This is a genomic window from Marinomonas sp. CT5 (assembly GCF_018336975.1).
Lineage (GTDB): Bacteria > Pseudomonadota > Gammaproteobacteria > Pseudomonadales > Marinomonadaceae > Marinomonas.
Genome location: NZ_CP025572.1, coordinates 135,773 through 149,375 on the forward strand (window position 1 = coordinate 135,773; position 13,603 = coordinate 149,375).

Genomic DNA, 13,603 nt, shown 5'->3' on the forward strand with positions numbered 1-13,603 from the left:
GTGTCTACTGTCGATAAGATTCATGTTTATTTTATCATGCTACCAAATAGTGTTTTGTTGGATACGATTGGCCCTGCGGAGGCTTTCCAATATAGCAATCGGTTTGCAGCTGAAGTTGAATGTGAGGGATCGAAACAATTCGAGCTGCATTTTATTGGCCCTGAAGCAAAGGTTGAAAATGCTTTGGGATTGAACCTTCAAGTTGAGCCTTTACCGAATGTGATGGCGGCGAACAGCTGGGTTATTAGTACAGGGTTGTCGGGTGATCGAGTGGATTTAGAAACGCCAGCGATGGAAGCAACGATAAGCTGGTTAAGTAAACAGACTGAGTATATTGGTCGTTATATTAGCATTTGTGCTGGTACTTTGTTGTTTGCTAAAGCTGGTCTTTTAGACGGACGAGCCTGTACGACTCACCATATGCATATAGACGAACTGCAAGAGGCAGCGCCTAGCGCTAAAGTGCTTGCTAATCGATTGTTCGCTGTAGATGGTGATTTTTATAGCAGTGCTGGTGTGACGGCTGGTATTGATTTGGCCTTGTATCTTATACAGCAAGAGTTTGGAGCGAATTGTGCGAGTCAGGTGGCCCGTCACATGGTGCTGTTTTCTCGTCGCGGTCCGAATGACCCGAGCCAATCACCGTGGTTAGAAAACCGCAATCATCTTCATCAAAGTGTACATCGAGTGCAAGACGCTATACAGGTAGATCCTGCTCGGAATTGGTCACTAGAAAGCTTGGCTGAAATCGCTCAATGTAGTCCGCGGCATCTTGTGCGCTTGTTTAAAGAAAGCGCGGGTGTGACAACTCGAGAATATATCCATAAACTTCGTCTGACTTTAGCGATGCAATTTTTACAAAGTACGTCTTTGCCAATAGAAGACGTGGCTGAACGTTGTGGTTTTGATGACCCTAGACAGTTTCGTCGACTTTGGGCGAGACAACATTCGTTCTCTCCTTCTTATTATCGAGCGAAATGCTAAGGTGCTCTGATGTTTGTGCTTTAGATATGGAGATAGCTTCAATGTGTACAAGAATTCTAAACAATATTGATCCTAATCAGGTCACTGTAGGGCGTAATTTAGACTGGAAGTTTATGTTACCTGCTTATTTATATCGCTTCGTTGCTGGGCGTTATGGTGTGGGGATAAGTGTAGAGATGATGGAAACCCTCGGTGTAAAGGATAGCCAAGTTTTGAGGTGGAAAGCCAAATACGCTTCTATTGTGACTCTAGTTGGTGAGGATTCGGTTGGGTTTGGTGCCAGTGATGGGATGAACTCAGCAGGTCTAGTCGTCAATGCACTATTGGATACCGGGGCCAGTTATGACCGTTCTTCTTTATCTCAAAATGAAAAAGCATTAAGTGTTTTGCGTTGGGCTCAATTTGTTTTGGACTGCTTTGCGAATGTTCACGAGGTGCAGCATTTCTTTTCAAACAATGATATTCGTTTGATTGAGGAAAGTGTTCCTGGTGCTCCAGATTCAAAGGCGCTTTTGCATTTGGCGGTGTCTGATAAAAAGGGTCATTCTTTGATTATCGAAGTGTCTGATGGACTAATGTCTTTTTATGCAGATGATAATTATACCGTTATGACGAATCAGCCTAGCTATCCTGCTCAGTTACAGCTTATGCAATACTGGTTATTTCAATGGGATAAATCGCCTGAACCTAATTTATCCCCTGTTTATACTGCTCCTGGTGGTTGTTCGCCAACTCAGAGGTTTGAACGTGGGTGTTTTTATCGTTACATGCATGGAGAAAACGCCGAGGTAGATAGGCTTGCTCAAGTACGTTCAATGGTAACAACCTGTTCTACACCATTGCATTGTCAATTGAATGAGAAACAAGTGCCTTATACGCTTTGGTCAAATCTAAGTGATACGAAAACACGGACGTATTACTTTCAGAATACAGAAGCGTTAAGTCTGGTTTGGTGTACCTTTGATGGTGAAAGTGGTGTTGGCGGAAATAGCAGGCTTCAAGTTTCTACACCAAATAAGCCTTGTACTCAATTAGGTTTAATGAATGATAAGCTGTTGCCGTGTGATGACCCGTTTGCTTAGTCGACAAACTTAATGCAGTCCTTGCCAGAGGATTTGGCAAGATAGAGCGTTTTGTCGATGTCGAGAAACGATTTCTTGTGGTTTTCAGGGAAGAAGGTGCCTGCGCCTATGCTAACCGTGATGTCTGTGTCTAGATCAAAATCATGTTCCGCAATGTCTTTTCTGACGCTGTTTAATAGACTTTTTACTTTATGCTCGTCTATGACATTGAACAATATGGCAAACTCTTCTCCGCCCCAGCGAGCGACAACGCCATTGACGTCAACGGCCTTTCTAATCAGAAAGGCGAGCTCCTTTAGTACCTTATCGCCAATATCATGGCCATAAGTATCATTGATATTTTTAAAATCATCGACATCTAACATAGCGAAAAAAGAAGAGTGTTTGGTGTTTAATAAAATATCTTCTAAAAAACGTCGGTTTTTTAATTCTGTTAAAACATCGGTTGAGGCTAGGGCTTTTAGTTTGTCATTGGATTCCTTGAGAAGTTGGTGTGATTTGATGCGGTTGAATTCATAAAAGCAGACAAAAATAAATAATAGGACATAAATCATTGCAAGCTGTATATAGCTGATTATATGGAATGGAGCGGGCTTCCAAACGCCAATATGACTTATACATAACCAAGAAAAGGCAACAAAATATAATAAGCTGAACAGGCCGCCACGCCAAAAGCCAAGCAGGAAAACACTAAGAACTGGGCAGACAAGAGCCAAAGCCAAAGAGTCTGACCTATTGCCAACCAGTAACATGGTTAGGAAGCAGATGGTCGTAACCACGCCCAGAAACAGAAAAGCCGCCACTTTTACCTGCTGTTTACCTAAAAGAAGGTAGAGGCTTAATAGGCATAATAAAGAACTAACCGATTCCGCAATGATTAATAACGGATAGTTTCCGGTGCGGATGTTATAGATGGTAAAGCCGATGACAGCGACACTGACAAAAACGATTGAGGAAAGCAGGATCGTAAGGTAGCGATATTGATCATCAGACGGGTCAACATGCATACATTTATTGAGAATTTTGCTGATCACAAGGTAACCTAAACTCTAACTATTAGACCAATTGATACTAGCCTGAATAGGTATCAAAAACGATCATTATATGCCGTCGAATACAAATAATTACTTGAACGATATTAGGTTATTTATTGTTAAAACATAGAGTTTTGATGAATGGTTTTATGGCCTCTAATAAATTCTTAAGAATAAAGAATTTATTTTTTACTGCCCACCTTTGGTGCTTTTTGTTTTAGAATAGCGCCCAGATTTTGTCCAGCAGGTCAGTTTTGTCTCTTTATTTTCAGATGGCTTGTCTCGCATTGTAAAAGGAATAGTAATGTCTAACCCTACCTCTAATGGTTTCCCAACGACTGAAGCAAAAACCCAATGGCTAAATGTTATTTTGCTTTGGGTGGCGGGTATTTCGGCGGCCATGCAGTTTGCTAAGTTTTCGGTGTCTTTTGATGGTTTGCTTGAGCATTATCAAATGGGCGCCACGTCAACGGGCGCGGCGCTTTCCGCAGTGGGTATTGCTGGCTTGGTGTTTGGTGTATCGGCGGGCATGATTGCCAGTCGAGTGGGTTATTTGAAGGTGTTGGTGGGCGCTTTGTTGCTAGGCGGTTGCTTGTCTTTGATTCAATCCACTTTGCCACATTTTAATCTATTGTTTGTGACCCGCATGTTGGAAGGCTTTTCGCAATTGGGTGTGGTGGTGGCAGCGCCGACTTTGATTGCTAAATTAAGTGCGCCACAACATAAGTCTTTGACCATGGGCATTTGGGGCACCTTTTTCGGTGTCGCTTTTGCGTTATGTGGTTGGGCAGGAAAAAATATTTTAGACCACTACGGCCTGCAAACGCTGTTTTTAAGTCATGGTGTGTTTATTACCACAATGGGCGTGGTGCTTTTCTTTAAGCTAAGAAAGAACCCTGTATTGGATTTGGTTCCTGTGACGGAAATGCAGGATGGCTTTTTGAAGCAGATGATCAAGATTTATCAGAATCCTCGTGCTTTGCTGCCCAGCTGCGTGTTTTTGTTTTACACCTGCACTTTGGTGTCTGTATTGACCTACGTGCCTGGTTTGATTGGCGATTCCACATTGCAGAAGCTGATGATGGTTGTGTTGCCACTCATTAGTACAGGCGGTACTTTTTTAGCGGGGGCTATTGCGCAATATCTTATGCGGCCACAGCGTGTTGCTTTGATGGCGTATTGTGGTGTGGCGACCTGTGCTTGTTTGTTGTCGCTCATAAATGGTTCGCCAGAGCTTTTTTGCCTTGTGGTCGGTGTGATGGTGTTGTTTCTAGGCATGGTGCCTGGCTCTGCTTTGGCGATGATTCCAACACTGGCGCGCAACCCAAGCGAGCAAGCGCAAGGTTATGGCTTGCTGGCTCAGTTCGGTAACATTGGTGCGACCGTTGGACCGCCAAGCTTTGCCACGGCCATTGCCGTGTATGGCCTATCTGGTTTGATAGTTTTGGTGTTGTGCGTTTGTGGTTTCGGTGTGCTATTTAGTTTGTTAGCTGGCCGTATTAAAGCCGTTTTATAAATAACGATTCTTTTCTTTTTGCCGCGTTTGAGTCTGTCAGACGCGGCTCTCTTTCTGTTCTTAGCGGATTATTGAAAAAATAATCCTTCTTGCTGTAATAATTCCAGCCTGTATTCTGTCTAATTACCATTAACGAATTGATTAATTGTGTTTTCCCCGAGTCGCAAGGCTCTTTCGGAGTTTGACGAATGAAAAAAATTGGATTGCTGGTATTGATTGCCGCATTGGTCACGGGCTTTTTCTATTTTGATTTACACCAGCTATTAACGCTGGATGGTTTGAAATCGGGCCTTGTGCAATTTGAAGAATGGCAAGCCGAAAGACCTTTCTTGGTTGGCGGTGTGTTTTTACTTTTGTATGTCATTGTCACGGCTCTGTCCTTGCCTGGTGCGGCGATCATGACACTGGCGGCAGGGGCCTTGTTTGGTTTAGCTTGGGGGACACTGATTGTGTCTTTTGCCAGCTCCATTGGCGCGACCTTGGCGTTTCTGGTTTCCCGCTATCTGCTTCAAGACACAGTGCAAAAACGCTTTGGTGATCGTTTGAAAGCGATTAACGAAGGAATAGAAAGGGAAGGCGCATTTTACTTATTTACTCTGCGTTTGGTTCCTATCTTCCCGTTTTTCCTCATTAATTTGCTGATGGGTCTTACCACTATTCGTGCTTTAACTTTTTATTGGGTGAGCCAAGTGGGGATGTTTGCGGGCACCTTGGTGTACGTGAATGCCGGAACACAATTGGGGCAGTTAGAGAGCCTGTCGGGCATTTTATCGCCTTCGCTTTTATTGTCTTTTGTCTTGTTGGGAGTGTTTCCTTTGATCGCGAAGAAGATCGTCGATCTGGTGAAAGCGCGCCGTGTCTATTCTGACTTTACCAAGCCAAAGTCCTTCGATCGAAATCTCATTGTCATCGGTGCTGGCGCTGGTGGCTTAGTGAGTGCTTACATCGCAGCCACAGTGAAGGCCAAAGTGACCTTGATCGAAGCCCATAAGATGGGGGGAGATTGCCTGAATTATGGTTGTGTGCCAAGTAAGGCGCTGATTAAAAGCGCCAAAGTGGCTCACCAAATGCGCCATGCCGAAAACTATGGTTTGAACAGCAGCGAGCCGACTTTTTCTTTCAAAAAAGTCATGCAACGTATTCACGATGTGATTGCCAAAATCGAGCCCCATGACAGCGTCGAGCGTTACAGCAAAATGGGTGTGGATGTGGTGCAAGGCTACGCCAAGCTGATTGACCCTTGGACCGTGGAGATTCAACTGAATGACGGCGGAACGACACGGCTCACAGCGCGTAGTATTGTGTTGGCGACTGGCGCGCGTCCATTTGTGCCTGACTTACCGGGGTTGGACGAGGTGGGTTATTACACCAGCGATACTATGTGGGACGCCTTTGCGACATTCGACGAGCCGCCGAAGCGTTTGGTGGTGTTAGGTGGTGGCCCAATCGGTTGTGAGCTAGCACAAAGTTTTGCTCGCTTGGGGTCGACAGTGACGCAAGTAGAGCGCTCAGCTCGTATTATGGGGCGAGAAGACGAAGAAGTGTCTGTGTTGGCGCAAGAAAGTCTGCGGCAAGATGGCGTTAATATTCTGACATCACACAATGCGCTGCGCTGCGAGAAAGAAGGCGAGGTGAAGCGTCTGATTGTCGAACACGATGGGCAAGAGTCTGTAGTGGAGTTTGATGCGCTTATCTGTGCCGTTGGTCGTGAAGCGCGCCTTGAAGGTTACGGCTTGGAAAACTTGGGGATTGAAACCAAGGGCACGATTGTCACAAACGATTACCTTGAAACTCTTTACCCGAATATTTTTGCCGCAGGCGATGTGGCGGGACCGTATCAATTTACCCATGTGGCCGCTCACCAAGCTTGGTATGCCGCGGTAAATGCGCTATTTGGTTCCTTCAAAAAATTCCGTGTGGATTATCGGGTGATTCCTTGGACCACCTTTGTTGATCCTGAAGTCGCGCGAGTGGGCTTGAGCGAGCAAGATGCCAAAGAGAAAGGCATTGATTATGAGATGGTGAGTTACGATTTGGATGACCTTGATCGTGCCATTGCCGATAGCGCCGCTAAAGGCTTTGTGAAAGTGCTGACGGTTCCGGGCAAGGATAAGATTTTAGGCGTCACCATAGTGGGCGAACATGCTGGGGATTTGCTGGCCGAGTTTGTCTTAGCAATGAAACATGGTCTGGGTCTGAACAAGGTGCTCGGCACCATTCACACTTACCCAACCTGGGCCGAAGCCAATAAATACGCCGCCGGTGAATGGAAACGCGCCCATGCGCCACAGCGAATATTGAATTGGCTGGAAAAATACCACACTTGGCGTCGAGGTTAGTATATGAAAATGCTTAGAGTACTGATTATTACGCTGTTTAGTGTCACTTTATCTGCCTTGTTTAGCGCGCAGGTAAATGCAAAAGGGTTTGATCATCAAGCATGGGATGCCTTGCTCAAACAGCACGTTGTGGAGCTCAAGGGCGGTCAGGCAAGCCAAGTGGATTATCAAGGTTTTGCCGATGATAAGGCCGAACTGGATCGCTACTTAGCGGATTTATCTAAGGTGAAAAGCGGCGAGTTTGATGCTTGGCCGAAAGACGAGCAATTGGCGTTTTTGATCAATGCTTATAATGCGTGGACGGTGGATTTGATTCTAACCAAATGGCCTGATTTGGACTCGATTAAAGATCTCGGGAGTTTTTTTCGTTCACCGTGGAGTCAGTCTTTTGTTCCGTTATTAGGGGAAACGCGCTCTTTGGATGACATTGAGCATAATTTGATTCGTGGTTCGGATCGTTATCAAGATCCGCGCATTCATTTCGCGGTGAATTGCGCCAGTGTCGGTTGTCCAGCGCTTCGTAATGAAGCCTATATGGGCAAGCATTTAGGGGCTCAGTTAGACGAACAAACGCGACTTTTCCTGCAAGATCGCAGCCGAAATCGGGCCGAAGCGGACAAGTTGCTACTGTCTTCGATTTTCAAATGGTATCGAGAAGACTTTGAAAAAGGTTGGAAGGGGTACACCTCATTGGAGCAATTTTTGCTGGATCATGCCGCGGATTTGTCTTTAACCTCTGCCGAGAGTCAGAAGCTGAAAGACAAAGACATGAGCATTCGTTTCTTAGATTACGATTGGGCATTAAATAAAACCTTATAGATCGGTTTCTATGGTTGGCGAAGGTGAAAAGCCTCGCATCATTTCCCAAAAAAGGTTCGCTTGATAACTTTGTGTTTGATGGCGTAAACGTATCATAAAAATAGGCAGCTGATTCTGCGAGGTGAAGTTTTCTACTTCGATTGGGATCAGCTGTTTATTGTCTAGCTCGGATTGAATATAGTGTTTTGGCATTCTGGCCCAGCCAAAACCATGCAAGAGCAAATTTTTCTTGATCTGAAAGTCATTGACGTACCAGCGCTTGCCAGTGGGCAGTACGTATCTGTGGCCATTTTCAGAGGCATTGGCGGCGGTGTTAGTCACTAAGATTTGTGGAATCGAATACAGCTGTTGTTGCTTGATCTTGGTGTCACTTGTGTTGACTGTGGCGAGTAGCTCTGGGCTCATTACCGTTATCATCATGATTTTATTGAGCTCGATAAAAGCGTGTCGGTCATCGAGTCCATAGCGCGGGCCAATGGCGATTTCGCATTTGTCTTTGGCGAGCTTTTCTTGCACGCCATAAAGATGGTCTGTGGTGATATCTAAGGTGACGTCCGAGTGTTGTTGCTGGAAAGCTTTGATGCGCATCATGCAGTTATCGTCTAACGCCATTTGGCTTAAACAAAGTTGAAGTGGTGCTTCTGTGCCTTGGGCGAGATCGTGTCCTAAGTTCTCCAATTGTAAGACCTGAGACATCAGCTTTTTGCTTTGTAGAAAGAAGGCATGACCTTCCGCTGTGAGCGTTGGTCGATAGCTATTTCGATCAAACAGCGAAATGCCATATTGTTCTTCTAAGGCTTTTACCGCGGCACTGATGCCCGGTTGAGTCTTATGAATGGAGTCCGCCGCGGAACGAAAACTTCCCGTTTCCACCACAGCAATAAAGGCTCTTAATTGGTCCAGCTTCATAACAGACTCCACACGATTAATAATTATGATCATTATAATAATAAAACGAGATTATTTATTGTTCATTATTTGCCGTATCATTGCACGCATAAACGAACATTTTCGTTGTTAGAAAATAAGGAGTAAAAAAGTGGATTCTGTCTTTGTTGTGCTGTTTTTGGCGGGATTAATTACTGGCTTTTCAAAGTTTTCCGTAGGCGGAATGGGATTGCTGGTACTGCCTATTTTATTGGTGGCCTTCCCTGGGCCAGAGGCCTTGGCCGTGTTACTACCCTTGTACATTATTACCGATATCATGGCGGTTTGGAGCTATCGATCTAAGGTAAATTGGTCGGTTTTGGCGCGTTTTTTACCTTTGGCTTTTCTCGGTGTTTTTGTCGCCAGTCACTTTTTGGCGAACATCGATGGAGAGCAATTTATTAATTTCTTGGGTGTTATGATCATTGCCATGATCGCGCTGGGTCTTTATCTGGATTTTCGTCCTGCAACCTTTATGCAAAAACCTTGGGCGGCCTATTCCATGGGCTTTCTGGGCGGCATTGTGACCATGATGGCGAACGCCGCAGGGCCGCTTTTTAGCCTGTTTTTGTTGGAACAAAAGCTGGATAAAGAAACTTATGTGAGCACGCGAGCTTGGGCTTTCTTTATTATTAATCTGGTTAAACTGCCTTTTTATATGGCGCTTGGTTTGTTTTCTCTGGAAAGCGTTCAAGTTAGTTTGTACGGGCTCCCTGGTTTGGCGATCGGCTCTTTTATTGGTTACCTCTTCCTGAAAAAAGTGAACCCAGTACAATTTAAGTGGTTGATTCGCATTATGTCTGCCATTGCCGCGGTGAAATTGTTTGTATTTTAGTCATCTTATTTTCCTAGTTTAGATAGCATATCGGGTCGCATAAATTTGTTAATGATGACCATGAATAAAATGGAAGGTACAAGTAGAATCAAGGCTGTGATAGAGGCTATCTGATAATTACCTTCCATGCTGGCGGTATAAAGTAAAAGCGGCAATGTGCTGATATTTGGTGAACCCACGAAGAATGTGCCGGTAAATTCGTCTAATGACTCTAAAAAGACAAAAATACAGCTAGCAATAAGACCCGGTGCCGCTTGTGGTAATACAATATGAAAGAAAGTATAGAAAGGCCCAGCACCTAAGTTTCTAGATGCGCGTTCTAGCATTGGGTCGGTTGAAGAAAAAGCGGCTACGCTGATCCAAATAGAGAACATTAAGCCATGTACGCTGTGGACTATAATGACACCTAACACAGTGCCGTTTAAGCCAAAGCCATAAAAGAGTTTGGCGATGTTCATGTACACGGTGAGATTTGGAAATGCTTGAGGAATTAAAAACAGTAACATCCAAAAAATACGCAGTGGCATACTGCGTTTGGAGAGTGCATAACCCGCCGGAATTGAGACGATCATACAAACCGCCACGGTTAATACCGCAATCAGTAAGCTGGTAAATAATGACCCTGATACATCGCTATAAGGGTTAAATACTTGCTGCCAATATTTAAATCCCCATTGGCTTGGCAAAGCATGAGGAAAATACCAGCTTTCTGCTACGGTCCAAATCAGTAAGTTCATGATTGGGCCAAACAAGATCAATGCGAGTAATAAGATAAACACAGATTGTAGCCAGAAGCTGGGACGTAGCGATTGAAGGTTTAACATCTCAAATACGTTGCGGTTTTGTGAAACGCTCATTTAGTTAGCCCCTTTTTCTTTTAAGTTCTGGCGTAAGTAAAACCAAGCCAATCCTGCGCAAATACAGTACGACACCAAACCGAGTGCATTGGCGACGTGATAATCACCATACGAATTAATACGAAACGCCATGTCCGCTGTCATCATAGTGGGCGAGCCTGTTCCTATCATTAGCGGAACAGACAGTACGGACATCATGGTGACAATGGATAACACTATGGCAACACCCAGCGTCGGAATGATTTGTGGCAAGATAATTTGTAACAAAATACGCAGACGTGAAGCACCTAGATTACGGGCTGCGCGGATCTGAGATTCGTCTAAGGCGGCCATCGCACCGGAGATTAACAAAGTCGAAAAGGCTAACTGCTTCCAGACAAAGGTGATAATAATGCCACTCCAACCAAGAAAAGATACGGTATCCATCGGGGTTAGTAGACCCGACGCGACAAAGGCATTATTCATTAGGCCATTTTTGGCTAGAAAGGTGCGCATCATTTGTGCGGTGACAATAAAAGGGATAAACAAAGGTAAGCGATAAAGAAAACCTAGAGTTTTAGTCAAAGAACGAAAAGGCGATAAGGTAATCAATGCGGCGATGGTAATGGATAAAATGGCTAAGATAGCGACCGATATCAGCACAATGATAATGGTGAACAGAATGTCTTTTGAGTAGAGGTCAAAAGCTTTATCTAAATGGGTGAGCGTTAAGCTTCCGTCTAAAGTAATGGCTGAATAGAGAGAGAAGCACAAAGGGTATAAAAAGAAAATACCGACCATTAGAGCTGCTGGAGCGATTAACCAAAGCTTGTGTGATGTCGTCTGACGCATGTTTATTTCCAAGAACCAATATGAGGTAAAATAGCCCCGAGCAACGCGGCTCAGGGCTTAAATCGAGCAAGTTTCTATCACTATCGTTTAGTTAGAAACATTACGCTCGTAACCTTCTTTGATGTCATCAAAGTACGGCCCAATCGGGAAACTTTTACCATATTTTGATAAATCACTCGGAGTAATTTCGGCGAACAATTTCTCCCAAGTGGCGCGATCAAGCTTGGCTTTTACATAATTTGCATCGATTCCTGGATACCAGTTAAATTTCTTCACTATGCCTTCTGCTTGGATCTCTGGACTAGTGGCTAACTCAATAAACTCTCTAGCCAGTTTTGGATGTTGTGCTTTGGTCGGAGTGACATAGTACATAGGTTGGCCAGGCATCCCTGGGGCAATCAAAGACAGTTTTAACGATGGCGGAATCTTGCCTTGCTCTTTCCAGCTGTAAAACATATCTACCCAAACTGGGCCCATGAAAATTTCACCACGGTTTAGCATGTCTAAAGTGCCAGCGTTGCCCGGGGTAAAGGTAATGTTTTTATTGAACTGTTTTAGTTCTGCAAAGGCTTTTTTCCAAGAAGATTCAACGCTTTTGTCGTAAGGCATGGAGGACAGCTTATTTGCATCAGTGCCATAGGCATATATCCAACCGGTTACAAAACTGACGCCTGACATGCCGTTTTTGATACCGTTATAACCAAAAGATTTAGGGTGTTGTTGTGTCCATTTAATCAGCTCGTCGTAAGACTTTGGTGGATTTTTGATGAAGTCGCTGTTGTAAGCAATGGCTGTTTGGCTATGGAACATTGGCATAACATAACCGTTAACATTGATGCCTAGTGCATTTTTAGCACTGTCGCGGGAAACCATTTTACCTGTATCAATATCACTACGATATTTTGCAAGTAATCCGTCTTTAACCAGTTCGCCACCGATTTTCTGATGTACGACAGCAACATCAATGTCCCATTTAGCAAGGCCGCTGTCATTTTGTGCAGACAGTTTTTCCATGATTTTGTGTGAACCCGCATCACCAGGCCCCGTTCCAACGACATTTACCTTAACACCTGGGTGAGTGGCTTCAAACTTTGGCGCAAGATAGGTTTTTACGTAATCCACCATGTTTTGACTGCCTGCAGAAGCCACATTCAGTGTGGTTTCTGCATACGCAAAACTTGAAAATTGAGTAAGGCCGACAGCGGCAATTACGGCGATGTTAGTTTTAGCAAACATGATTCATCCTCATTGATTAAACAGAAACAGCATGGTTTTTTTGAAGCTCAGAATGTTTTTCTTGCTTAGCAAAAACATGCAGAGCATCGATAGGAACGCGTAAGGTTACGGGAGTGTGCTCAGGCAAGTTCTGATCATGATTTGCCTGTATGGTGTGCTTCCCGCAGCGCACACTAATTTGGTAGTTGTTGCCAAAGAAAACACTTTGCTCAATCTCGCCATGAATGGTTAACCCCGTATTAATGTCATCGGTTTGGCGAGTAGTTTGTGTCGATAAGATCACGTTTTCACTACGAAAATAGACATCTAAATGGGCGGCATGATGGTCGAGGTGTAAGCTGAAAGCTTCGTCATGAATTGGCCATTGGAAATGATTTTCAGCCCCCATAAAGTCGGCAACAAAAGGCGTATTTGGGTGATGGTAAATTTCTTCAGGTGTACCTATTTGTTCTATTTTTCCTTGGTTTAATACGGCAATTCGATCAGCCATGACTAACGCTTCTTCCTGATCATGGGTCACAATGAGCGAGGTAAATCCTAGTTGCTTTTGTAATGCTTTGATCTCATGACGAACACTCAAACGAACCTTTGCGTCGAGATTAGAAAGTGGCTCATCCAGTACTAAGACATCGGGACGAATGGCCAAAGCGCGAGCCAGTGCGACTCGTTGACGTTGCCCTCCTGAAAGGGCGGTGACTTTTTCGTGCTCTAATCCCTCTAACTTTACAATGCTTAAGAGCTCAGCCACTCGGGCATCTATATCCATTCGTTTGGCTTTTCGCACTTTGAGTCCGTAGCCAATATTTTGTGCGACAGTCATATGAGGCCACAGAGCGTAGCTTTGAAAAACCATCGTTATATTGCGTTTTTCGGCTGGTAGCTGAGAAACAGCACGATTACCCGTGAAAATTTCACCATGGCTAACAGGTACAAAACCGCACAAGGCATTAAGGAGTGTGGTTTTGCCACAGCCTGATGGACCGAGTAGAGCAATCATTTCACCTTGATCAACGGTTAAATTGATATTGTCTAAAATTAATTTTTTACCGTAGCCCGCTTGTAAATTCTCTATATGTAAGTGCGCCATACCCTGCTCCAAGTACGAAAAACGAGTGTATCGGTAGTTTTTTTTAGAAATGAACA

Annotated in this window: 12 protein-coding genes; 6 read left to right on the forward strand and 6 right to left on the reverse strand. The window is 44.3% G+C overall.

Annotated features, from left to right (window positions below):
• Both C0J08_RS00625 and C0J08_RS00630 read left to right on the forward strand, forming a co-directional pair.
• Positions 1 to 984: a GlxA family transcriptional regulator gene (locus tag C0J08_RS00625; RefSeq protein ID WP_212654215.1), complete on the forward strand. Its 984-nt coding sequence runs from the start codon at positions 1 to 3 to the stop codon at positions 982 to 984.
• 41 nt (positions 985 to 1,025) lie between these two features.
• Positions 1,026 to 2,066, forward strand: coding sequence for a linear amide C-N hydrolase (locus C0J08_RS00630; RefSeq protein ID WP_212654216.1), 1,041 nt, complete (start codon positions 1,026 to 1,028; stop codon positions 2,064 to 2,066).
• On the opposite strand, the gene C0J08_RS00635 is transcribed toward C0J08_RS00630, so the two are convergent.
• A complete protein-coding gene (locus C0J08_RS00635) occupies positions 2,063 to 3,100 on the reverse strand; it encodes a GGDEF domain-containing protein (protein ID WP_212654217.1) in 1,038 nt (345 codons plus the stop codon). The two genes, C0J08_RS00630 and C0J08_RS00635, sit on opposite strands and share 4 nt — an antisense overlap.
• Positions 3,101 to 3,404: 304 nt before the next feature.
• On the opposite strand from C0J08_RS00635, the gene C0J08_RS00640 reads away from it, so the two are divergent.
• The 3 genes from C0J08_RS00640 (at position 3,405) to C0J08_RS00650 (ending at position 7,774) form a co-directional block, all read left to right on the forward strand.
• Complete coding sequence (locus C0J08_RS00640; RefSeq protein ID WP_212654218.1) at positions 3,405 to 4,616, forward strand: MFS transporter; 1,212 nt, start codon at positions 3,405 to 3,407, stop codon at positions 4,614 to 4,616.
• Positions 4,617 to 4,804: 188 nt separating this feature from the next.
• The gene (locus C0J08_RS00645; protein ID WP_212654219.1) at positions 4,805 to 6,955 is read left to right on the forward strand and encodes a dihydrolipoyl dehydrogenase family protein; all 2,151 of its coding nucleotides are present in this window, start codon (positions 4,805 to 4,807) and stop codon (positions 6,953 to 6,955) included.
• Between the two features lie 3 nt (positions 6,956 to 6,958).
• Positions 6,959 to 7,774 carry a DUF547 domain-containing protein gene (locus tag C0J08_RS00650; protein ID WP_212654220.1) on the forward strand — a complete coding sequence of 272 codons (816 nt, stop codon included), beginning with the start codon at positions 6,959 to 6,961 and terminating at the stop codon, positions 7,772 to 7,774.
• Here C0J08_RS00650 and C0J08_RS00655 read toward each other — a convergent pair.
• On the reverse strand, positions 7,769 to 8,683 hold the full coding sequence (locus tag C0J08_RS00655; protein WP_249344459.1) for a LysR family transcriptional regulator: 915 nt from the start codon (positions 8,681 to 8,683) through the stop codon (positions 7,769 to 7,771). The genes C0J08_RS00650 and C0J08_RS00655 overlap by 6 nt on opposite strands.
• Positions 8,684 to 8,813: 130 nt before the next feature.
• On the opposite strand from C0J08_RS00655, the gene C0J08_RS00660 reads away from it, so the two are divergent.
• Positions 8,814 to 9,536 (forward strand): sulfite exporter TauE/SafE family protein, encoded by a 723-nt coding sequence (locus C0J08_RS00660; RefSeq protein ID WP_212654222.1) that lies wholly within the window; start codon positions 8,814 to 8,816, stop codon positions 9,534 to 9,536.
• 5 nt (positions 9,537 to 9,541) lie between these two features.
• Here the strand turns inward: C0J08_RS00660 and C0J08_RS00665 are convergent, their stop codons facing one another.
• The 4 genes from C0J08_RS00665 to C0J08_RS00680 form a co-directional block, all read right to left on the reverse strand.
• Positions 9,542 to 10,393 (reverse strand): ABC transporter permease, encoded by an 852-nt coding sequence (locus C0J08_RS00665; protein WP_212654223.1) that lies wholly within the window; start codon positions 10,391 to 10,393, stop codon positions 9,542 to 9,544.
• The gene (locus C0J08_RS00670; RefSeq protein ID WP_212654224.1) at positions 10,394 to 11,224 is read right to left on the reverse strand and encodes an ABC transporter permease; all 831 of its coding nucleotides are present in this window, start codon (positions 11,222 to 11,224) and stop codon (positions 10,394 to 10,396) included.
• Between the two features lie 87 nt (positions 11,225 to 11,311).
• Positions 11,312 to 12,460: an ABC transporter substrate-binding protein gene (locus C0J08_RS00675; RefSeq protein ID WP_212654225.1), complete on the reverse strand. Its 1,149-nt coding sequence runs from the start codon at positions 12,458 to 12,460 to the stop codon at positions 11,312 to 11,314.
• Between the two features lie 16 nt (positions 12,461 to 12,476).
• Entirely contained in the window at positions 12,477 to 13,547 is a 1,071-nt protein-coding gene (locus C0J08_RS00680; protein WP_212654226.1) for an ABC transporter ATP-binding protein, read from the reverse strand.
• Positions 13,548 to 13,603 lie beyond the last annotated feature (56 nt).

Coding starts and splice junctions, on each gene's coding strand:
- C0J08_RS00680 (WP_212654226.1), bottom strand. CDS start 13,547: ATGGCGCACTTACATATAGAGAATTTACAAGCGGGCTACGGTAAAAAA.
- C0J08_RS00655 (WP_249344459.1), bottom strand. CDS start 8,683: ATGAAGCTGGACCAATTAAGAGCCTTTATTGCTGTGGTGGAAACGGGA.
- C0J08_RS00670 (WP_212654224.1), bottom strand. CDS start 11,224: ATGCGTCAGACGACATCACACAAGCTTTGGTTAATCGCTCCAGCAGCT.
- C0J08_RS00650 (WP_212654220.1), top strand. CDS start 6,959: ATGAAAATGCTTAGAGTACTGATTATTACGCTGTTTAGTGTCACTTTA.
- C0J08_RS00665 (WP_212654223.1), bottom strand. CDS start 10,393: ATGAGCGTTTCACAAAACCGCAACGTATTTGAGATGTTAAACCTTCAA.
- C0J08_RS00645 (WP_212654219.1), top strand. CDS start 4,805: ATGAAAAAAATTGGATTGCTGGTATTGATTGCCGCATTGGTCACGGGC.
- C0J08_RS00675 (WP_212654225.1), bottom strand. CDS start 12,460: ATGTTTGCTAAAACTAACATCGCCGTAATTGCCGCTGTCGGCCTTACT.
- C0J08_RS00630 (WP_212654216.1), top strand. CDS start 1,026: ATGTGTACAAGAATTCTAAACAATATTGATCCTAATCAGGTCACTGTA.
- C0J08_RS00640 (WP_212654218.1), top strand. CDS start 3,405: ATGTCTAACCCTACCTCTAATGGTTTCCCAACGACTGAAGCAAAAACC.